General features: G+C 59.0%; 18 protein-coding genes and 1 pseudogene. 14 read left to right on the top strand and 5 right to left on the bottom strand.

What is annotated here, in order from left to right; all coding sequences use genetic code 11:
- The first annotated feature begins 227 nt into the window (after positions 1-227).
- The 4 genes and pseudogenes from MJO47_RS00935 to MJO47_RS00920 all read left to right on the top strand — a co-directional run bounded on the left by MJO47_RS00935 (position 228) and on the right by MJO47_RS00920 (position 4,433).
- Positions 228-2,216 (top strand): ribonucleoside triphosphate reductase, encoded by a 1,989-nt coding sequence (locus MJO47_RS00935; RefSeq protein WP_253959245.1) that lies wholly within the window; start codon positions 228-230, stop codon positions 2,214-2,216.
- A 90-nt stretch (positions 2,217-2,306) separates the two neighbouring features.
- Positions 2,307-2,441: pseudogene (gene nrdD / locus MJO47_RS00930) on the top strand (anaerobic ribonucleoside-triphosphate reductase); the annotation flags it as partial.
- A gap of 3 nt (positions 2,442-2,444) precedes the next feature.
- The gene (locus MJO47_RS00925) at positions 2,445-3,140 is read left to right on the top strand and encodes an anaerobic ribonucleoside-triphosphate reductase activating protein (RefSeq protein WP_253959243.1); all 696 of its coding nucleotides are present in this window, start codon (positions 2,445-2,447) and stop codon (positions 3,138-3,140) included.
- A 264-nt stretch (positions 3,141-3,404) separates the two neighbouring features.
- Entirely contained in the window at positions 3,405-4,433 is a 1,029-nt protein-coding gene (locus tag MJO47_RS00920; RefSeq protein ID WP_253959242.1) for an energy-coupling factor ABC transporter permease, read from the top strand.
- A gap of 89 nt (positions 4,434-4,522) precedes the next feature.
- Here MJO47_RS00920 and MJO47_RS00915 read toward each other — a convergent pair whose 3' ends face one another.
- From MJO47_RS00915 to MJO47_RS00905, 3 genes are read right to left on the bottom strand one after another with little or no spacing between them, the layout of a single operon-like run.
- Entirely contained in the window at positions 4,523-5,116 is a 594-nt protein-coding gene (locus MJO47_RS00915) for a putative metallopeptidase (protein WP_253959241.1), read from the bottom strand.
- Positions 5,117-5,134: 18 nt separating this feature from the next.
- A complete protein-coding gene (locus tag MJO47_RS00910) occupies positions 5,135-5,404 on the bottom strand; it encodes a cytochrome c (protein WP_253959240.1) in 270 nt (89 codons plus the stop codon).
- Between the two features lie 57 nt (positions 5,405-5,461).
- Complete coding sequence (locus MJO47_RS00905; protein ID WP_253959239.1) at positions 5,462-5,794, bottom strand: hypothetical protein; 333 nt, start codon at positions 5,792-5,794, stop codon at positions 5,462-5,464.
- Positions 5,795-5,984: 190 nt separating this feature from the next.
- On the opposite strand from MJO47_RS00905, the gene murI reads away from it, so the two are divergent.
- The 8 genes from murI to MJO47_RS00865 all read left to right on the top strand — a co-directional run bounded on the left by murI (position 5,985) and on the right by MJO47_RS00865 (position 15,207).
- Positions 5,985-6,788, top strand: coding sequence for a glutamate racemase (gene murI, locus MJO47_RS00900; RefSeq protein WP_253959238.1), 804 nt, complete (start codon positions 5,985-5,987; stop codon positions 6,786-6,788).
- A 48-nt stretch (positions 6,789-6,836) separates the two neighbouring features.
- On the top strand, positions 6,837-7,445 hold the full coding sequence (locus tag MJO47_RS00895) for a GerMN domain-containing protein (RefSeq protein WP_253959237.1): 609 nt from the start codon (positions 6,837-6,839) through the stop codon (positions 7,443-7,445).
- Positions 7,445-9,856: a homocysteine S-methyltransferase family protein gene (locus MJO47_RS00890; RefSeq protein WP_253959236.1), complete on the top strand. Its 2,412-nt coding sequence runs from the start codon at positions 7,445-7,447 to the stop codon at positions 9,854-9,856. The genes MJO47_RS00895 and MJO47_RS00890 overlap by 1 nt, the downstream gene beginning before the upstream one ends.
- 103 nt (positions 9,857-9,959) lie before the next feature.
- Complete coding sequence (locus tag MJO47_RS00885; protein ID WP_253959235.1) at positions 9,960-10,445, top strand: hypothetical protein; 486 nt, start codon at positions 9,960-9,962, stop codon at positions 10,443-10,445.
- Positions 10,446-10,497: 52 nt separating this feature from the next.
- Positions 10,498-11,316 carry a transketolase gene (locus MJO47_RS00880; RefSeq protein ID WP_253959234.1) on the top strand — a complete coding sequence of 273 codons (819 nt, stop codon included), beginning with the start codon at positions 10,498-10,500 and terminating at the stop codon, positions 11,314-11,316.
- 52 nt (positions 11,317-11,368) lie between these two features.
- The gene (locus MJO47_RS00875; RefSeq protein WP_253959233.1) at positions 11,369-12,301 is read left to right on the top strand and encodes a transketolase family protein; all 933 of its coding nucleotides are present in this window, start codon (positions 11,369-11,371) and stop codon (positions 12,299-12,301) included.
- Between the two features lie 49 nt (positions 12,302-12,350).
- Positions 12,351-13,853, top strand: coding sequence for a PAS domain-containing sensor histidine kinase (locus MJO47_RS00870; RefSeq protein WP_253959232.1), 1,503 nt, complete (start codon positions 12,351-12,353; stop codon positions 13,851-13,853).
- Entirely contained in the window at positions 13,840-15,207 is a 1,368-nt protein-coding gene (locus tag MJO47_RS00865) for a sigma 54-interacting transcriptional regulator (RefSeq protein ID WP_253959231.1), read from the top strand. Before MJO47_RS00870 ends, MJO47_RS00865 begins: the two co-directional genes overlap by 14 nt.
- 142 nt (positions 15,208-15,349) lie before the next feature.
- Here the strand turns inward: MJO47_RS00865 and MJO47_RS00860 are convergent, their stop codons facing one another.
- Both MJO47_RS00860 and MJO47_RS00855 read right to left on the bottom strand, forming a co-directional pair.
- Positions 15,350-16,705 (bottom strand): FAD-dependent oxidoreductase, encoded by a 1,356-nt coding sequence (locus MJO47_RS00860; RefSeq protein WP_253959230.1) that lies wholly within the window; start codon positions 16,703-16,705, stop codon positions 15,350-15,352.
- Positions 16,706-16,707: 2 nt separating this feature from the next.
- Positions 16,708-17,313, bottom strand: a complete 606-nt coding sequence (locus tag MJO47_RS00855; RefSeq protein ID WP_253959229.1) for a class I SAM-dependent methyltransferase — start codon at positions 17,311-17,313, stop codon at positions 16,708-16,710.
- A 587-nt stretch (positions 17,314-17,900) separates the two neighbouring features.
- Here MJO47_RS00855 and MJO47_RS00850 point away from each other — a divergent pair.
- Both MJO47_RS00850 and MJO47_RS00845 read left to right on the top strand, forming a co-directional pair.
- Entirely contained in the window at positions 17,901-19,115 is a 1,215-nt protein-coding gene (locus tag MJO47_RS00850; protein ID WP_253959228.1) for a hypothetical protein, read from the top strand.
- Positions 19,116-19,130: 15 nt separating this feature from the next.
- Positions 19,131-19,976, top strand: coding sequence for a cytochrome c3 family protein (locus MJO47_RS00845; protein ID WP_253959227.1), 846 nt, complete (start codon positions 19,131-19,133; stop codon positions 19,974-19,976).
- Positions 19,977-20,020 lie beyond the last annotated feature (44 nt).

The following is a 20,020-nucleotide window of genomic DNA, read 5'->3' as shown; positions in this document are numbered from 1 at the left end:
TTTGGTGATATTCCAGAGTCTTTAGCACGCCTCCCCGAAGGGGTCAAGAATATTGGGGACTTGGCCGTCTCTGTCCACCGTCATTTCACAGGTTATGCCCGTTATATCACCAGATGTTGTGGGTGTGTGAAATATCAATGTCTATATGTTGTGTTTTTTGCCTTGACAGCGATCCTTCCTGTGTTAAATTCGCACTGTTCATTCAGCACAAATGGAGGGAGAGAGGGATGCTCGAATACATTCGCAAACGGGATGGCCGGCTGGTCGCTTTTGAGGAGCAGAAAATCACCGAGGCCATTCAAAAGGCCGTGCGCGCCGTCGGCGGCAAGGACATGGACAAGGCGGCCCGTATTGCCCGTCAGGTCGTCGGCATCCTGGAGGTCATCTACAAGGATGGCCGTATTCCCACCGTGGAAAATGTGCAGGACCTGGTGGAAAAGAGCCTCATCGAGAACGGTCACGCCCAGACCGCTAAAACCTATATCCTTTACCGGCAGCAGCATGACAATTTGCGCCGGACCAAGGAGTTCATGAAAGAGTCGATCGAGGCGATCGATTCCTACCTGAGCCAGGAAGACTGGCGCGTCAACGAAAACGCCAACATGGGGTATTCGCTGCAGGGGCTCAATAACCACATCGCGGCCAATATCACCAGCAACTACTGGCTGAACAAAATCTACCCCGGCTACATTGCCGATGCGCACCGTGAGGGGGATTTTCATCTTCACGACCTGGGTATGCTGTCCGTCTACTGCTGCGGCTGGGATCTGAAAGAGCTGCTGCTCAAGGGCTTTACCGGCGCCTACGGCAAGGTGCAGAGCGGTCCCGCCAAGCACTTCCGTACGGCCCTCGGCCAGGCGGTCAATTTCTTCTACACCCTGCAGGGGGAGGCAGCCGGGGCCCAGGCCTTCGCCAACTTCGATACCCTGATGGCGCCCTTTATCCGCTACGACCAGCTCAGCTATAAAGAGGTCAAACAGGCCGTTCAGGAATTCATCTTCAACATGAACGTGCCGACGCGGGTCGGCTTCCAGACCCCCTTCACCAATATCACCATGGATATGACGCCGCCCAGCAACATGAAGGACGAGGCTGTGGTCATCGGCGGCGAGCTGATGGATGTCACCTACGGCGATTTCCAGGAGGAGATGGATCTGTTCAACCGGGCCTTCTGCGAGGTGATGATGGAAGGGGACAGCTCGGGGCGTATCTTCTCGTTCCCCATCCCCACTTACAACATCACCGCGGGCTTCGACTGGGAAAGCCCCCGGTTCCAGCCGATCTGGGAGATGACTTCCAAGTACGGCATCCCCTATTTCAGCAACTTCATCAATTCGGACATGGACCCGGCTGACGCCCGTTCCATGTGCTGCCGTCTGCGTCTCGACAACCGTGAACTGCGCCGGCGCGGCGGCGGTCTCTTCGGTTCCAACCCGCTGACCGGTTCCATCGGCGTCGTGACACTGAACCTGCCTCGGGCGGCCTACGTCGCCAAAACGAAAGAGGCTTTTTTCGAGCGCATCGCCGAACTGATGAAGCTCGCCTATGAGTCGCTGGAGATCAAACGCAAGCAGCTCGACCGCTTTACCGAAGAAGGGCTTTACCCTTTCAGCCGTTTTTACCTCTCCGGTATCAAGGAGCGCAGCGGTCATTACTGGGATAACCACTTTTCCACCATCGGCCTGCTGGGGATGAACGAGGCCAGTCTGAATCTGATCGGCAAATCCATCGATACGGCCGAGGGCAAGACGCTGGCGGAAGAGACCCTGAAGTTCATGCGCAAGCAGCTGGAAGTCTTTCAGGAGGAGTCGGGCCATCTCTACAACCTGGAAGCGACGCCGGCCGAGGGGACGAGCTTCCGCCTGGCCAACCGCGATCGCAAGAAGTACCCCGGCATCATTACTGCCGGCAGCGACGAGCCTTACTACACCAACTCAACCCAGCTGCCCGTCGGCAGCACCGAGGATATCTTTCAGGCGCTCCAGCACCAGGACGGCCTGCAGACCCTCTATACCGGCGGCACTGTTTTTCACGGTTTCCTCGGTGAGCGGCTGGAAGACTGGCGCAGCGCCCGCCTGCTGGTGCGGCGCATTGCCGAGAACTTCCATCTGCCCTATTTCACCATCAGTCCCACCTTTACGATCTGTCCGGTGCATGGCTACATCACCGGTGAGCATTTCGCCTGCCCCCACAATCACGAGGGCAAGGCGGCTTAATTCTTTGGTAGGGGCGGGTTTCAAACCCGCCCAGGGCAGGTTTAGAACCTGCCCCTATAATTTTTACCAGGAGGCATTATGGCAACCAAATGTGACGCAAAAACTGAAGTTTACTCCCGTGTCTGCGGCTTCTTCCGCCCGGTTCAGCAGTGGAACAAGGGCAAAAAGGAAGAATTCAAGGATCGCACCGAGTTTGTGGTCGGCCAGGCGGGCAGCGACGAGTAATCCATGCCCATCAAAGGATTTCAGGGGACGAGCCTGCTCGATTACCCGGGCAGGATCGCTTCCCTGGTGTTTTACGGCGGCTGCAACCTGACCTGCCCCTTCTGCCACAACCCCGACCTGGTTCTCAATCCCGGCCATTATCCTAATTGTCCTGTTGACGACCTGATCGACGAGCTTCGCTCGCGGCGCAGTTTCATCGACGGCGTCGTTGTTTCCGGCGGCGAACCGACGGTGGATGGCGGGCTGGTTCCCTTCCTGCGTCAGGTCAAAAGCCTCGGTCTGCTGGTGAAGCTCGACAGCAACGGGCTGGCTCCTGGGGTGCTCGAAGGCCTTCTCTGGGAAAAGCTGGTCGATTACCTGGCCATCGATCTCAAAACCTCGCCCGAGCGTTACGGGGAGTTGCACAATGCTCCCGTCGATGTCCCGGCTCTGCGGCGTTCCCTCGAACTGGTTCTGAAGGACGGGGTCGAATACGAATTCCGCACCACCTGCGTTCCCGGTCTGGTCGAAGAGGCCGATATCCACCGGATCGGTCAGGCCATTGCCGGGGCACGCACCTGGGTGCTGCAGCAGTTCGTGCCCCGCCATGCCCTCGCCGAGAGCCTGCAGGCCCTTGAACCCCATCCGGCGGACGAGATCAGGCGCTTTGCCGCATTGGCCGAGACCTACGCCGAGGATGTGCAGATCCGTGGATTGTGATCGGAAGGCGCGCATCTTCCCTCTGGCGATATAAACCAAATCCTGCCCACCACCAAGAAAAATCCGTAATTTCTATGAGATGTCCCCCTTGGGTCTGCCAGCCTATTGGCCTCCCTTGGTGTCTTCGTGCCTGCGTGGTGAATCAGTCCTGACGTGAAAGCTTGACAATCTCCCCCGGGAAATTACTATTGCAGGCAGGTCGGTGCCACGAAAATGGAAAACGTGGCATCATCTGACCCCGACACCTTGAGGAGGAGTGTTTCCATGCACATGTCCGATGCCCTGCTGTCTCCTGCCGTTGGCGGTACTATGTGGGTAGCCGCCGGCGCCACTCTCGGATACTGCGCCAGCCGTCTTAAGGGCCGCCTGGAGGACGGGATGGTGCCCCTCATGGGGGTGCTGGGAGCCTTTGTCTTTGCCGCCCAGATGATCAATTTCACGTTGCCGGGAACCGGTTCCAGCGGCCATCTCGGCGGCGGTCTTTTGCTCGCCGTTCTGCTGGGTCCTCACGCCGCCTTCGTGGTGGTGGCTTCGGTGTTGACAGTGCAGGCCCTCTTTTTTGCCGATGGGGGGCTGTTGGCGCTGGGCAGCAACATCATCAATCTGGGCCTGTTCCCCTGTCTGCTGGCCTATCCGCTCATTTACCGCCCCCTGGCGGTGGGCGACGTCGGCCACAGCAGGCGAACTTTCGCGACCGTCCTGACCGCGGTAGTCGCCTTACAGCTCGGCGCTTTCGCGGTTGTTCTGCAAACGACCTTGTCGGGGTTGGCCGATCTTTCGTTCGGCGCTTTTGCTCTGCTCATGCAACCCATCCATCTGGGGATCGGTCTGGTGGAAGGGGTGGTCACCGCGGCGGTAGTCCGCTATGTGGGGCAAGCGCGGCCCGATCTGCTGAGAATGACTCACGCCTCTGCGAACGCTCCCCATCGCCGCAAAAAGGCCCTGGCTGCTCTGTCTGTGGCGGCGGTTCTAGTCGGAGGGGTCTTTTCCTGGTTTGCCTCCGCTCATCCCGATGGTTTGGAATGGGCACTCGCCAAGGCTGGCTTTGAAGAGGAACAGAGTGGTGGGGAAGGGCTGCACGGCGGTCTGGCAAGGGTGCAGCAGCGGCTGGCCATTTTCCCGGACTATGGTTTCCGTCTGGATGAACAGGGTGCGGAAGTTGTTGAAAAAGAAAGCTGGCCACAGGCTGATGCCGGTACGTCGGTAGCCGGAGTCGTCGGCGGATCGTTGACCCTGCTCCTGGCCACGGTCGCCGGACTCTTGTTGAAAAGAAGATCAAAGGAGTCGGTCTGAGCCGACGACCTCGAAATACCTTGAGAATATCAGCACCGGGGCTTGTCCCCGGTGTTTTTTTGCCTGGTGGCTTGGAGGTGAATTCGCCTTTAGATGCGCACACGGGCGACCAGCTTGGCCTTGGGCAAGGGAACACGCAGGCCGGACAGCCTGATGCGTCCTTCCTGCCAGTCTTTTTCCTCGAGGCGCAGGGGGGCCAGCAGGGCCGGATCGGGGTCGGTGCTCAGGTAGGTTTGCATCAGGGCATCGATGATACGGTTGTAGGCGGCGCGGGAAGGGCCATGGGCGAAGTTGCGGCCGGGGAAGCGGCGGATGTCGCCGTCGAATGCTTCAGAAATATGGTAGAGCTCGTGAATGACCGTGGTGAGTTTCTGCTCGAAGGACAGGCGCAGAAACCGTGGTGCCATAAGGGTGATCAGGTAGAGGATGTCCCGCCCGTTGTGGTGAAGTCTGGGCATCCGAAAGGTTTCCAGGTAGCGGCCCCGGCGGCGACTGTTTTCCAGGTGGCCATTGGAAAACCGCAGGGGAGCGATGCGGGCATAGACCCCGTGGGTGCCGCCGGCCCGCGAGCGGCTGAGAGAAAACAGGACCCGGTCGGGGTCGATGTGACCCAGTTCCGGCAGGCGGTGACAGAGATCACGACAGAGACCGTCCATCGCCCCGCTGAGATCGAGTTCAGGCATGGTCTAAACGCCTGCGCCCTAGGATGACGGCGTCTCTTCCAGTTTGTGGCAGAACAGGCAGCGGAATTTGGGAGGGTGCTCGGCCGGGAAGGGCACGCCCTCGGCGTTGTGACAGGTTTCACAATGCTTTTCCGCCGCTTTTTTGCCCTCTTTTTTCACCATCTCGAAGTAAGGGCGATGGGTGTCGTCGTAGGGTACGCGGCTGGTCGATTCTTCGGGAGCAGCCCAGAGAAAGGCGACGATGATAACGGCGAGAACAATTAAGGCAAAATCACGTTTTTTCAGCATGGAATCTCCACCTTTAGATCAGATGAGGTCAAAGCGGGGGCAGAAAAGGCGGCGTCATCAGTCCCCTTTGATAAAGAGGAAATAGATGGCCGCCATGACCAGAATGGCCCCGGCGATGACGAAAATGAGCAAGGTCGGGTCGCTGGGGCTACTGATGTCCGCGCCACGCTCCAGCGTGTAGGAGATCAGTCCGGCAAAACCGACAACGCTGAAGAGGGTGACGAGCAGCATGCGCCAGCGCATGATCAGGGCTAGGATGGCCAGGCCGCCCATGATGCCCAGGAAGAGGGGGTTGTAAATGAGCTCACCGACGTTCATGTCGTTGAGAAATTCGATAACCCGTTCGGTCTGGAAGCGTTCAAAGAATTCAGCGACACTGGAAAAATCCATGAAGCCAATCTCCCTTGCTGGATAAGGTTGCGGATGTGTGAAGCACCGGGTGCGACCGATTGATTACCATAACAGTTTTTATCGGGAAGACAAAGCGAAAAAAGGGCGTTTTCCTTGACTTTTCAGGGTGGTTTTTCTAGGATTGCATGCTTGTTCAGGCGCTTCAGCTATCCGACGGAAAGGGCCTCTTTTGTCCGAACGTGCCATAGGTGTTTTTGATTCAGGGGTAGGCGGGCTTACCGTTCTCAAGGAGATCGTGGGGCAGCTCCCCGGTGAGGATATTGTCTATCTCGGCGATACGGCCCGGGTTCCCTACGGGACCAAGAGCCCGCAGACCGTAGTGCGCTACGCCCTGGAAGCCGCCGCTTTTCTGGTCAAGCATCGGGTCAAGATGCTGGTGGTGGCCTGCAACACGGCCTCTTCCGTGGCTTTGCCCGCGCTGGCGGAACACTTCAGTCTGCCCGTCATTGGCGTGATCGAACCGGGCGCGCGCACGGCGGCTGCCCAGACCCGTTCAGGCCGCATCGGTGTGATCGGCACGGAAGGAACCGTCAAGAGCGCCGCCTACACCGCGGCCATCCACCGCTGCAATCCCTCTCTTGACGTCATTAATGTTCCCTGTCCTCTTTTTGTCCCCCTGGCGGAAGAGGGCTGGCTCGACCATCCCGTGACCCGTTTGACGGCCGAGGAATATCTGGCTCCCCTCCGGGCTCACGCCATCGACACCCTGGTTTTGGGGTGCACCCACTATCCCCTGTTGAAAAACATCATCCGCGCCGTCATGGGCGAGACGGTGCGTTTGATCGATTCGGCGGAGGAGACCGCCCGCACAGTGGCTGAAACCCTGGCCTCGGCCTATCTGTTACGCCAGGCTGCTTCCGGGAAAAGATCCTTTTTCGTCACGGACGTGCCGACCCGTTTTGAGAAAGTGGGCGGGGCCTTTCTGGGAGCGGATCTGCTCGGTGTGGAGCAGATCGAGCTCGACTGGATCTGACCGTCTGATTTTATCGCCAGTCTGAAAAGTGTAAGGAGATCGATGTGTATGAAGGGTAATCGCCTGCTTCTGATCGTTGCAGCCGTAATCGTGCTGGCTCTGGGTGCGCTGGTGCTGCGGAGCTATCTGGCGTCGCCGCCGACTTCCGTGCCGCAGCCGGCTGAGGTGGAGGAGCCCAAAGTCATGCGCGAAATCATGCTCTATTTCGCCGCCCCTTCGGCCGACTACCTGCTCCCCGAGACCCGTGAGATTGAAGACTGCGCGCAGGAGGAAGATTGCCTGCGGGATACCGTGCAGGCCTTGATCGACGGGCCGGCTACCTCCTCCCTGGCTGTTTTGCCGGCGCAAACCGTGCTGCGGGATATCCGGGTGGAAGGCTCGCTGGCCACGGTCGATTTCAGCGCCGACCTGGTGTCGTTTCATCCGGGGGGGAGTTTTTCCGAGCTGATGACGGTTTATGGGGTGACGAATACACTGGCGGCCAATTTCCCCTATATTCGGCAAGTGCAGTTTCTGATTGAGGGGCAGCGCCGCGAAAGCATCCGGGGGCATGTCGGGATTGCCGAGCCGGTGACGGTCGACTTCCGTTTCAGCCGCGAGCCCGCCGCCGTGGCTCCGGCAGAGCCTCTGGTAACCGATCCGGAAGGGAGAAACTGATGGCCGATTTTCGTGAGGCGCTGGCAAAGCAGGTTCTGATTCTCGACGGGGCCATGGGAACGATGTTGCAGGAACGGGGTCTGGCGCCGGGCGGTTGCCCCGAGGCCATGAACGAAAGCGCTCCCGAGGTCGTTGTCGCTATCCACCGGGAGTACGTCGAGGCCGGTGCCGATATCATTGTCACCAACACCTTTGGCGGCAGTTCTACCAAACTGGGCCACTATGGCCTGCAGGGTCGGGTCTATGACCTCAATGCCCGCGCCGTCGAGCTGGCGCGGCAGGCCGCCGGTCACGACCGCTTCGTGGCCGGCTCCATCGGTCCCACGGGTCGTTTTCTGACTCCCGTCGGTGATGCCGATTTCGATGAGATGGTCGCGGTTTTTCGCGAGCAGGTGCGGGCCTTTGCCGAAGCCGGCGCCGACCTGGTCACCATGGAGACCTTTCTCGACATCCGCGAACTCCGGGCCGCTGTGATCGCCGCCCGTGAATTCTCCTCCCTGCCTATTGTCGCCCAGATGACCTTTGATGACGGCGGCCGCAGCGTGCTCGGGACCCCGCCGGAAGCGGCGGCGGTGACCCTGGACGCCCTAGGCGTCGACGTGATCGGCTCCAACTGCGGCCTGGGCATCGACGGGATCTATGCCTTGCTGGAAAAGATGCGCGCCGTCACCTCGCTGCCGTTGATTTCCCAGGCTAACGCCGGGCTGCCCGAATTACGCAACGGCGTGACGGTTTTTCCCGGCACACCGGAGGAGATGACAGCCTATCATGACCGTCTGCTGGCCATCGGCGTACGCATTATCGGTGGTTGCTGTGGTACCACCCCCGCCCATATCCGTGCCATGCGGCAGGCTCTCGAGGGCCGTTCGGTGGCCTGGCAGGCGCCACCGCGGCGCGGCTACCTTTCCAGCCGCAGCACCGTCGTGCCCATCGGGGGGGATGCTCCCTGTGCCGTAATCGGTGAGCGCATCAATCCTACCGGCAAGAAAAAGTACACGGCCGAGCTGCGGGAGGGCAAGACCGCCTACATCCGTCGCGAGGCCCAGGAGCAGGTTGCGGCGGGGGCTACCCTGCTGGACGTCAACTGCGGTGCGCCGGGAGTGGATGAGCCCGCCGCCCTGGAGAGGGCCGTCTACGCGGTCAGCGGGGTGGTGTCGGCGCCGCTCGTTCTGGACTCTTCCGACCCGGTCGCGCTGGAAAAAGGCCTGAAAGCCGCTGACGGCAAGGTGCTCATCAATTCCGTGTCGGGCGAAGAAAAAAGCCTGGCCAAAATTCTGCCTCTTGCCCGTAAGTATGGCGCTGCTGTCATCGGTCTGGCTCTCGATGAATCGGGCATTCCCGAGACGGCCGCGGGCCGCCTTGAGGTCGCCCGCAAAATCCTGCGGGCCGCCGAGGCTGTGGGGTTGCCGAAAGAGGATGTGATCATCGACTGTCTCACGCTGACGGTTTCGGCTGAGCAGAAGCGGGCCATGGAGACCATCCGCGCCTTGCGTCTGGTCAAGTTGGAGCTCGGGCTGGGCACGGTGCTCGGAGTCAGCAACATCTCCTTCGGTCTGCCGGCGCGCTCCGTTCTTTCCGCTACTTTTTTCGCTATGGCCCTGGAAGCGGGGCTGGCCGCGGCCATCGTCAACCCCAAGGAAGAACGCATGATGGACGCCTATCGGGCGGCCATGGTGCTGCTGGGCAGGGACCAGCGGGCCGAGGCCTATATCGATGTCTATGGCGGCGTCAGCGCCCCTGCCGCCGCGCCGCAGAACGATGGTGTTCCCCCGGATATCCGCCAGCGCTTGGCCGCCGCTGTGCTCGAAGGCGATCAGGAAGGGATTGTCGCCCTGGTCGAGGAGGCGCTGGCCGAAGGCCTGGAACCTCTGGCGGTCAGCAACGAAGGGCTGCTGCCCGGCCTGGAAGAGGTCGGTCGCCGGTTCGGGAAGAATCAGATCTTCCTGCCCCAGGTCATGCTTTCCGCCGAGACCATGCATGCGGCCTTTGGTCGGCTGAAGCAAGAGATGAAAGAGCAGCAGGGGCGCGGGCTGGGGCGCATTCTCATGGCCACCGTCGAGGGGGATATTCACGATATCGGCAAGAACATCGTCTGTACCCTGCTCGAAAATCACGGTTTCGAGGTCATCGACCTTGGCAAGAACGTGCCGGCGGCCCGCATCGTCGAACAGGCGACCCATCATCAGGTCGATGCCGTTGGCCTGTCGGCGCTGATGACCACGACCCTGAACCAGATGGAGGTGACCATCCGCCAGTTGCGGGATGCCGGGGTGCGGGTCTTTACCATGGTCGGCGGCGCCGTGGTCAGCCAGGATTACGCCGACAGCATCGGCGCCGATCTCTATGCCGCCGATGCCCTGGAAGCGGTCGACAAGGTCAAGGCTCTCTTTCGCGAGGCGCGCAAGGACTGACCGCCTCTATGGTGTTAAGACGGAATAACATCAATCCTGTTGCGCCATTTGGCGGAGTATGCTAGTTTCGCAATGATTATTACAGGATGATGAGAGGGACGGCATGGTCGTTGGTTTCAACCACAATTTCCGTTATAAAAACGAGGTTTACCATGTTCAAACCGAAGACGGCGGTCTGAAGAGTCCCCATATCGTCACCCTGCTTTACAAGGGCGGAACCATCCTGGCTTCGCAGAAAACGTCCTATGCCGATATCCTCGACACCGGGAATCTTGAAGCCGTCGTCGAAAGCCGTATGAAAACGCAGCATCGGGAGATGCTTCGCCGCCTAAAAGACGGGGAACTCGACGCCGTTCTCTTTGGCGGGAAGCCCGTCGCTTCGGCCGTTTCCCAGAGCACAAAGGCCTCGGCGCCTGCCGCCGCCCCGAGTCCGCCAGCGCCGCCCAAGAAGGCCCCCGTTGCGGCTACGGCCACCAAAAAGTCTTCTTCGCCGTCTTCCCAAGCCACGCCGACTTCCGCTGCCTCGGCGGAAAGTCTCGATGATCTGATTTTTTCCTACCTTGTCGGCGACGACAAGAAAACCCGCTAATCCATCTGCCCGCCGCTGTGCGGGCACGTTTGTGAAAGGGAGCACCCGCCTGATGTTGACTGACCAGACTGTGCAGGAGTTGGAGCGAACAGCCCGCGATCTCCGTGTTGAAATTCTCAAGATGCTGAACTCGGCCAAGTCCGGCCATACGGGTGGCAGCCTTTCCGCCATCGATGTGCTCACCGTCCTCTTCTTCCACAAGATGCGCCACGATCCCAGTAATCCCGCCTGGGAGGATCGCGACCGCTTTGTCCTCTCCAAGGGCCATGCCGCCCCGGCCCTGTACGCCTGTCTGGCCGAAGCGGGCTATTTTTCTCGCGACGACCTCAAGGGACTGCGCCGCCTGGGCAGCCATCTGCAGGGACATCCCGACATGAACAAAACGCCGGGGGTCGAGGTCTGCACCGGTTCTTTGGCCCAAGGCTTTTCCCAGGCCGTCGGTCTGGCGCTGGCGGCCCGTCTTCGCAAGCCCGACAGCCGCATCTACTGCCTGCTGGGCGACGGGGAGGTGCAGGAAGGACAGGTATGGGAAGCCGCCATGGCCGCAGCCCATTACCAACTCGACAATCTCTGCGTCTTCGTCGACCAGAACGGACTGCAGATTGACGGCGAAGTGGCCAAGGTGATGAACGTCGGTCCGCTGGGCCCTAAATTCCTTGCCTTCAACTGGCACGTTCTTGAGGTCGATGGGCACGATATCCGCGCCATCTGCCTGGCTCTGGCCGACGCCGAAAAGACCAAGGGCCGTCCCACCATGATTGTCGCCCGCACGGTGAAGGGCAAGGGCGTTTCCTTCTTCGAGCACAAGGCCAGCTATCATGGCGTGCCGCCCAGTGACACCGAGTTGGCCGAGGCGCTCAAACAACTGTAATCCGACAATTTTTAAGTATATAAACCAAAGTGATGAGGATACCGTGAGCGAGATGATCGCAACAAGAGATGCCTATGGCAAAGCCCTGGTCGAACTCGGCCGTGAAAATACCCGTATCGTGGCGCTGGATGCCGACCTGTCGGGATCGACAAAAACCGCTCTGTTTGCCAAAGAGTTTCCTGAACGCTTCTTCAATGCCGGCATCGCCGAGGCGAACATGGTCGGCATGGCCGCTGGCCTGGCCGCGGGGGGGATGATTCCCTTTGCTTCCACTTTCGCTGTTTTTGCCGCCGGCCGCGCCTTCGAGCAGATCCGCCAGTCCGTGGCTTACGCCAAACTCAACGTCAAGATCGTCGCCACCCATGGTGGCATTACCGTGGGTGAGGACGGCGGCTCGCACCAGTCGGTGGAAGATCTGGCCATCATGCGGGCGCTGCCCCATATGACCGTACTGTGCCCCGCCGACGGTCCCGAAACCGAAGCTGCCATCCGGGCTGTCGCGGCATATGAAGGACCCGTCTACGTGCGCCTGGGCCGCTCTAAGGTCCCGGTCGTCTTCGAACACGGCTGCGACTTTACTATCGGCAAGGGGCATGTCCTGCGTGACGGCAGCGACCTGACCTTCATCACCACCGGCCTGATGACGGCGCAGGCGCTGGAAGCGGCCGCTATTCTCGCCGAAGGCGGCGTACAGGCGCGGGTGCTTCACCTGGGCAGCATCAAACCCTTCGACACTGATCTCGTGGTGAAGGCCGCCCGTGAGACCGGGGCGGTGGTGACGGCAGAGGAACATTCGGTGATCGGCGGATTGGCCGGCGCCGTTTGCGAGGCTCTCTGTGAAAGCCACCCCGTGCCGGTAGAACGGGTCGGACTGCGCGACGTCTTTGGCCAGTCGGGCACGGCGGAAGATCTGCTGGCCCATTACGGACTGACACCCGCCCATCTGGTGGAAGCCGCCCAGCGGGTTCTGCAGAAAAAGGCCTGATCGGCTTCTCTGTATCCGTACTTTCTTGGTCTGCCAGGGGGGCCTGCTGTTGTTCAAAAGCCTTATCAGTCGCGTGATCCTGCTCAATATCCTGCTGTTGTCTATCGGGGTGGCCGCTTTTTCCCTGATGCACATACAGCGGGATCACCAGGACATGGAAATGTCCGCCGAAGAGAGCGCCGAGCTTCTGCTGACGACTATCGAAAACGCCATTTTCAATGCCATGCGCGTTGGCAACAGCGATGATGTGCAGGCGACTCTGGAAAATGTTGGCCGCGGCAGTCGCATTGTGCGTGTCCGCATTTTTGAACCTGACGGCACGATCATCAAATCCGCTCAGCCAGACGAGATCGGTACGCGAGTCAATCCGAGAGAGTTAGCGCTTTACCGAAATAAAAGCTCTGCAGCCACCTTCGAGGTGAATGGCGAAGAGGTCCTGGGCATGGTGCGCCCTATCCGCTCCCAGCAGGTCTGCTATCGCTGCCATGAGCAGAGGCAGGACGAGATTATCGGCTTGCTGAGCCTCAATTTTTCCCTGTCGCCATCCACGGAGCGCCTGAAGGAATCGACCGAGTTTTTTGCCGCCACCACCGGCATCATTCTCCTGCTCCTCTCCGTCGGCAGTGCCGTCATTCTCATCCGTTTTGTCAAGCGACCCATTCTGATGCTCATGGACAAGATGGCCCAGGTCGAGAACGGCGACTTGAGTGTCCGCCTGACCCCCGAGGGCAATGACGAGATGGCGCGGGTCAGCAGCAGTTTCAATTCGATGGTGGAGAATCTGCAGCAGGCGCGAAAGCAGCTCGAAAAGTATCATTTTCAGCAGATGGAAAGGGCGGATCGCCTGGCCTCTCTCGGTGAAATGGCCACGGGCGTCGCCCACGAGGTCAAGAATCCTCTGGCCGGCATCAGCAGTGCCATTTCGGTTATGGCCGATGATTTTCCCGAGGACGATCCACGTCGCGACATCTTTCGACAGATTCTCGAACAGATTCGTCGTCTCGACAAGACCGCCACCGATCTGCTGGTTTTCGGTAAGCCTGGGAAGCCGGAATTCGCGTACCTCGATCTGAACGATCTGGTCAAAAAGACGCTCTTTTTTGTCTCTCAGCACCCGGAAGCCCGCAATATCCATCGGCGCAAAGACCTGGCTCGCGACTTGCCGCCGGTATGGGCCGATGCCAAGCAGATTCAGCAGGTGGTGCTCAACATCAGCATCAATGCCATTCAGGCCATGCAGGCGGGAGGATCTCTCCATCTGAGTACCACCGCGGTGGAGCGGCGTGGGCAATATATGGTGCAGCTGAAGATTTCCGATACGGGCAAGGGGATTCCCCCGGAAGAACTCGACAAGATCTTTGCTCCCTTTTATACCACCAAGACCCAGGGCACCGGCTTGGGTTTGCCCATCTGCAAGCAGCTCCTGGAACAGCACCAGGGGACGCTCAGCGTCGAAAGCCGATTGGGGGAGGGGACGACATTTACGATTGAATTGCCTGTAACAGCGGGGCAGGCGTTAGGGGTGGAAGGAGTCGAAAGTGCGCAAGTATAAGATTCTGGTTGTTGACGACGAACATCTGATCCGCTGGTCGCTTGAGCAGAACCTGCGCAAGCAGGGGTATGACGTGGGTACGGCCGCTTCCGGCGAGGAGGCCATCAAGGCCGTGCAGGAAGAGGCGCCCGACCTCATTCTACTCGATATCCAGCTGCCCGGCATCAACGGTCTGGACGTGCTGCAGAAGGTCAAGGAGATCGACGACGAGATTATCGTCATTATGGTGACGGCTCTCGGAGTTCTCGAAACGGCTGTGCAGGCCATGCGCATGGGCGCGTTCGATTACGTCAACAAGCCTTTCAATCTCGATGAGCTGGCCATCGTCATCAACAAGGCCCTCGAAACCGGCGACCTCAAGAAAGAAGTCGCCAATCTGCGCACGGTGCACTCTCACAAGTTCGGCGTCAGCCAGATTATCGGCAGCAGCCGCCATATGAAAAACGTGCTGGCCATGGTCGAGAAGATCGCTCGCAGCGACGCCAGCACCGTTCTTATCCAGGGCGAAAGCGGTACGGGCAAGGAGCTGATCGCCAAAGCCATTCACTACGAGAGTGCTCGCGCTGACAAGCCTTTTATGGCCATCAACTGCGCCGCCGTTCCCGAAACCCTGCTGGAAAGCGAGTTGATGGGGCATGAGAAGGGCGCCTTTACCGACGCCAAGATGCTCAAGAAGGGACTTTTCGAGCTGGCCGATGGCGGCACCATCTTCCTTGACGAGATCGGTGACATGGAGCCGGGGATGCAGGCCAAGCTGTTGCGGGTGCTGGAAGAGCGCTCCTTCCGCCGGGTGGGCGGCACCAAGGATATCCGTGTCGATGTGCGCATTATATCCGCGACCAACAAGGATCTGCTCAAAGCCATCGAAGAGGGTGCGTTCCGCAACGATCTTTACTACCGCATTCAGGTCATCCCCATCTATCTGCCGGCCCTGCGCGAGCGCAAGGACGACATCATCCCGCTGACGGAGCATTTCGTCTCTCACTTCAATCGGGAGTTCGGCAAGAGCGTCAAGGGGATTTCCAAAATGGCCGAGAAGTTTTTGCTCGAATACGGCTGGCCGGGCAATATCCGGGAACTCAAGAACGTCATCGAGCGGGCGATCATTCTCGAAAACGACGAAACGCTGCTGCTCGAACACCTCCCCCAGGAAATTGTCGCCAAAGCCACCACCAGCAGTGGCCCCATGAATTTTCGCATTCCGCCGGAAGGGGTGGATATCGAAGAAGTCGAGCGCGAGCTCATCCGTCAGGCCCTGGAGGTGGTGGAAGGAAACCAGTCCAAGGCGGCCAAGCTGCTGCACCTGGGCATCGATGCTTTCCGCTACCGCATGAAGAAGTTCGGTTTTCTTTAACGTCCAAGAGCTTTTTCACCACGAAGACACGAAGACACCAAGAAATTCCTCAATCTCAAAGGAAGCCAGATTAGGGTTTTTATCCCTAAACCAGACCTTCTTGGTGCCCTGGTGTCTTCGTGGTGATGAGCCCTTGATGTTCCTACACCTGCGATAACAGCTGCCGGGCCGCCGTCTGCACCGGGTCCCATACCGGCGAAAAGGGCGGGGCGTAGCTCAGGTCGAGATCGACGATATCCTGCACCCGCAAGCCGGCATAGAGCGCCGTCGCCAGGATGTCGATACGCTTGGCCGCTCCTTCCAGCCCGACAATCTGACCACCCAAGAGGCGGCCGCTTCCCTTCTCCGCCAGCAGCTTGACCGTGATACGCCCGGCACCGGGATAATAGCCGGCCCTGGTGCGGCTGCGGATGGTGGCGGTGACCGCCTCCAGTCCCAGTGCAGGCAATTCCCTCTCCAGCAGTCCGGTACGCGCCACCTCATATTGACAGATTTTGCTGACCGCTGTTCCGAGCACGCCCGAAAAGGTGGCATAACCGCCAGCGATATTGGTGCCGGCCACCACCCCCTGCTTGTTGGCCACGGTCCCCAGGGCTATGTGCATGGGGCGGCCGCTCACCCGATTCATCGACTCCACGCAATCCCCCGCTGCCCAGATCCCGTCCCGGTCGGTCTGCATGCGGGCGTTCACCTTGATGGCTCCCTTCACTCCCAGGGCCAGACCGGCCTCGGCGGCCAGGTGGCTGTTGGGGCTGGTTCCCATGCCGAGGATAACGCAGTCGGCCGGTAAAGTGCGCTGACCGGTGATCACTGCGGTCACCCGGCCATCCTGCGCTTCGAAACCCTGCAACGTCTCCTCCAGATACAGGGTGACGCCGATTTCCCGCAGCGCCTCCGAAACCAGCGCGCCCATGTCGGGGTCGAGGGTCTCCATGACCTGTTCCCCCTTCTGGATCAGCGAGACTTTCATCCCTCGCCGCACCAGCGCCTCCGCCATCTCCAGTCCGATATAGCCGCCGCCGACCACCACCGCCTGTTTGGGCTGCTCCTGGTCGAGAAATTCCCGCACCCGGATGCCGCTTTGCAGGGTGGAAAGCCCGAATATCCCCTGCGCATGGGCGTTGGCCATCTCGGGGCAGAAAGGCACGGCGCCGGTGGCGATGAGCAATTGATCGTAGCTTTCCCAGCTTTCCGTGCGACTCTCGCGGTTCAGCACCCGCAGCTTCGCCTGGGCCGGGTCGATTTCAAGCACTTCATGCTCCACCCGCGCATCGATGTTGTACTTTTCGCGGAATTGGGCGGGTGTGCGGGCGACCAGAGAATCGACCTCTTCCACCATGCCCCCAATGTAATAGGGCATGCCGCAGGCCGAATAGGAGGTATGGGGGGAGCGCTCAAAAACGATAATCTCGGCTTTCGGCTTCTGTCTCCGCACCTTCGAAGCTGCGCTCATGCCGGCGGCGTCGCCGCCAATCACCAGAAGTCTCTCTTTCGTCATGGTCAATCCTTTCCCTCGGTGTCAGGTTGTTTGGGTGGTTTACGGGCCTCCAGAAAATGGTGGCAGGGCAGGACACGATGCGTCCTGACTGCTCCGAAGCCGGCATCGGACAGTTGTTGGCGGATGCGTGATTCACTGACCCGAATCTCCACAGGGGGGCCGCTCTCGGTTGCCTCATCTTTCCAGTCGACGATGGCCACCTTGCCGCCGGGTTTGAGCAGGCGCCAGGTCTCCACCAGGATGGCGGCCGCGTCTTCCAGTTCATGATGCAGGTTGACCATGAACACCAGATCGGCCATCTCCGCCGCCAGCGGGACGCTCCGCTCCTCCATTTTAACGGGAATTACCCGTCCCTGCAGCTCGGCGGGGAGATTTTTCTCCAGCCATTCCAGCATCTCATCGGCGATATCGCAGGCATACACCACGCCTTCAGGCATATGGCGGCTGAAGGGGATGGCAAAGAAACCGGTGCCGGCCCCGATATCGACGATCACCCGGGGATCCGTCAGATTCAGCGTTTTCCAGATCGCTTCCGGGTTTTCACGGTGGTAGCGGTCGGGGTGGTTCAGTTTGGCGAGCTTGGCCGGATTGAATTTGTGGGCAGACATGGCAGGGCTCCTGATTGGGGTGTCTGGGGTGTCGGCATGGGGTGAATAATTGTCGTTAGTCTACCATTTTCCCTCGAAGGAGACTATCTGATGACCTCCATGTCGAAAGGTTACCATATATGGAAATACTGATTAATGAATCCCTAGTGGTTCGCTCGGCTTTATGGCGATGGCTTATCGCCATTTGACTGAGATGTCTGTGATGAGGGCATTAATCGCAACATGCTATTTTATATATTAAAAAGCGATTTTAATGTTGGGGGCGCAAAAAGAAGGGCTTTTTCTTGACATGATGAAAAGTGGAGGTATTTTCTGAGAAGTGATTCTATATGGTATGAAAAATGCTGTTGATTATATCAGATAAGGTATTTCACTCATGAATTGGGTGACAAATAGCATTGGGGTATTTTCCCTGGTTTTAGTGCGATTTCCCCTGTCACAACCTGAAGCAAAGGAGGCGATAGCGAAAAGAGAACCATAAGAAGGCAAGGCCTGATGCTGACCTTGGGAGGGGTTGGCGGCAGGCCTCATTGAGTTGCCGGATTTTATCCGGGGTTACTTCACAGCCATCATGTTAAGGAGGCAACATGAAAGTATGGCACCGATGGACGGTCTGCATGGCCGCGATGCTGCTGGCGCTGATGCCGGCGGTCGATGCGCTGGCAGCCTCGATCTCGGGACGCTCAAGCACCGAGATCGAATGGTACGATGATGCCGAGGGCGACACCGCCATGCCGGCCTATCAGTACCTGATGCTCAATGTCAGGGACATTGACGGAGACGGACTCGACTTCCGTGGTTACGGCCGCCTGGCCGATGACTTCAAGGACGAAGTGGATATCGAGAGCCGTCTTTATTACGCCTATTTCGAAAAGAAGGACCTGATCGACGATCTGAATCTGAAGTTCGGTCGGCAGTTCATCTCCACCACGGCCGGGGCCTCGATGATGGACGGTCTCTATCTCGACTATGACAACCTCGGTCCCCTCAAGCTGGCTCTGTTCGGCGGTGGCGATGTCGCCTATTACAGCGGCTACAGCGCCGACGACCTCATGTTCGGCGGCGAGCTCAGCGGCCGCTTCTTCGACAGTCTCGACCTGGGTCTGTCCTACGTGCAGAAGTGGGATAACGGCGATCTGGCCAAAGAATTGATCGGGCTGGATGTCGATTATGATTTCCAGAACATGCTCAACCTCTATGGTGAAGTGCAGTTCGATTACCTCTCTAATCGAATTTCTTACTTCCTGGGGGGCGCTAAGTATCGCCCTAACAATACCTGGGGTCTGCGGGCTGAATATCTCTATTCCCTCCCGGTCTTTTCCGCCACTTCCATCTACTCCGTTTTTGCCGTGGCTGAATACGAAGAGATCATGGCTGAACTGACCTACCGTATTGCCACGGGCCTTCACACTTTTGGGCGTCTGACCCGTGAGATTTATCCCGACTACTCTGATGCCACTGTCTTCGAGGCCGGTATTGAGAAAATCCGTACCCGCAATTTCTCCGGTTATCTGACTGGCGTCGTGCGCGAAGATGAAGACGGCCAGGATCTCATGGGCTTCAAAGCCCGCGCCGCCTATCTGTTCAATTCTTACGTTCAGGCTGGTGTTGGTTTGGAGGTCGATGTTCTGGATCGCCGCATCGATGACGAAGATGACGAAACCACCAGCTCCCGCTATTGGGCTGACGTGACCGGCTACATCACCAAGAAGGTCAACGTGCAGGCCAAGATCGAGCGGGTTGAGAGTGATCTGTGGGACTACTACAACCGTGGCCGCGTTCGCCTCAACATCCTCTTTTAGTAAAGGAGTGACGATATGATCCGCTGTTTAATCGCCGTTATGGCCGTCACCTTTGCGTGGGCGCTACCGGCATTGGCGGTCGATTTCGACCACGCCGAGCATCTGACCTACATCGAAGGGACGGATTGCGCCACCTGCCACGTGGAGGGGGCGCAGAGCATCGTTCCCGAGACCACGGCCTGTCTGCAGTGTCACGATCAGGATTTCGTTGACACCGTCAAGATGCCGGGCCTCAAAACCCACGGACCCGTCTGGGCCCTTAACCACCGCCCCTTTGCCAAGGGCAACACCTATGACTGCGCCGCCTGCCACCAGCAGAGCTACTGCATGGACTGCCACACTGCGGGTTTCGCCGATGAAATGGGTGATTTTGGCAACAACATGATCAACGTGCATCGCAGCGATTTTCACGTAACCCACCCCATCGCCGCTCGCACCGACCAACAGCTGTGCTCCAGTTGCCATGAGCCCAACTACTGCTCCGACTGCCACAACGATTTTCGTTCCAACGTGGATCTTGGCACCGGGCCGTCGCACAGCAAGGCATTCGGGATTTCAGGTATCGGTGGCGATATTGATGTCATTCACCAAACGGTAACCGCTGATACGGACTGCTTTGTCTGTCACAACAGTGATTCGGTAGTCAGGGACTTCCATACCTGGTCTGTCGATCACGCCCGCGATGCGCGCAAAAATCTGGCCACCTGCCAGGCTTGTCATCCTCAGGGTGATGTCTGCCTCAACTGCCACAGTGCCAAAGGCGGAGCCGTCGGCTTCAACCCCCATGGCAAAGACTGGGATGATCGCAAGGGGCGCCTGGACAGAGCCAGCAATGGCAAAACCTGCAGAATGTGTCACTAAGAGCAAGAGGGGTTTTTCACCCACAAACACACAGGAGGTAACAG

Origin of the sequence: Desulfuromonas sp. KJ2020, assembly GCF_024197615.1 — a bacterium.
Taxonomy (GTDB): Bacteria; Desulfobacterota; Desulfuromonadia; order Desulfuromonadales; family SZUA-540; genus SZUA-540.
This window is presented reverse-complemented; position numbering and strand designations above follow the sequence as displayed.

Coding starts and splice junctions, on each gene's coding strand:
- MJO47_RS00880 (WP_253959234.1), top strand. CDS start 10,498: ATGTTGACTGACCAGACTGTGCAGGAGTTGGAGCGAACAGCCCGCGAT.
- MJO47_RS00895 (WP_253959237.1), top strand. CDS start 6,837: ATGAAGGGTAATCGCCTGCTTCTGATCGTTGCAGCCGTAATCGTGCTG.
- MJO47_RS00910 (WP_253959240.1), bottom strand. CDS start 5,404: ATGCTGAAAAAACGTGATTTTGCCTTAATTGTTCTCGCCGTTATCATC.
- MJO47_RS00850 (WP_253959228.1), top strand. CDS start 17,901: ATGAAAGTATGGCACCGATGGACGGTCTGCATGGCCGCGATGCTGCTG.
- MJO47_RS00920 (WP_253959242.1), top strand. CDS start 3,405: ATGCACATGTCCGATGCCCTGCTGTCTCCTGCCGTTGGCGGTACTATG.
- MJO47_RS00885 (WP_253959235.1), top strand. CDS start 9,960: ATGGTCGTTGGTTTCAACCACAATTTCCGTTATAAAAACGAGGTTTAC.
- MJO47_RS00855 (WP_253959229.1), bottom strand. CDS start 17,313: ATGTCTGCCCACAAATTCAATCCGGCCAAGCTCGCCAAACTGAACCAC.
- MJO47_RS00860 (WP_253959230.1), bottom strand. CDS start 16,705: ATGACGAAAGAGAGACTTCTGGTGATTGGCGGCGACGCCGCCGGCATG.
- MJO47_RS00925 (WP_253959243.1), top strand. CDS start 2,445: ATGCCCATCAAAGGATTTCAGGGGACGAGCCTGCTCGATTACCCGGGC.
- MJO47_RS00935 (WP_253959245.1), top strand. CDS start 228: ATGCTCGAATACATTCGCAAACGGGATGGCCGGCTGGTCGCTTTTGAG.
- MJO47_RS00905 (WP_253959239.1), bottom strand. CDS start 5,794: ATGGATTTTTCCAGTGTCGCTGAATTCTTTGAACGCTTCCAGACCGAA.
- MJO47_RS00890 (WP_253959236.1), top strand. CDS start 7,445: ATGGCCGATTTTCGTGAGGCGCTGGCAAAGCAGGTTCTGATTCTCGAC.
- MJO47_RS00915 (WP_253959241.1), bottom strand. CDS start 5,116: ATGCCTGAACTCGATCTCAGCGGGGCGATGGACGGTCTCTGTCGTGAT.
- MJO47_RS00845 (WP_253959227.1), top strand. CDS start 19,131: ATGATCCGCTGTTTAATCGCCGTTATGGCCGTCACCTTTGCGTGGGCG.
- MJO47_RS00875 (WP_253959233.1), top strand. CDS start 11,369: ATGATCGCAACAAGAGATGCCTATGGCAAAGCCCTGGTCGAACTCGGC.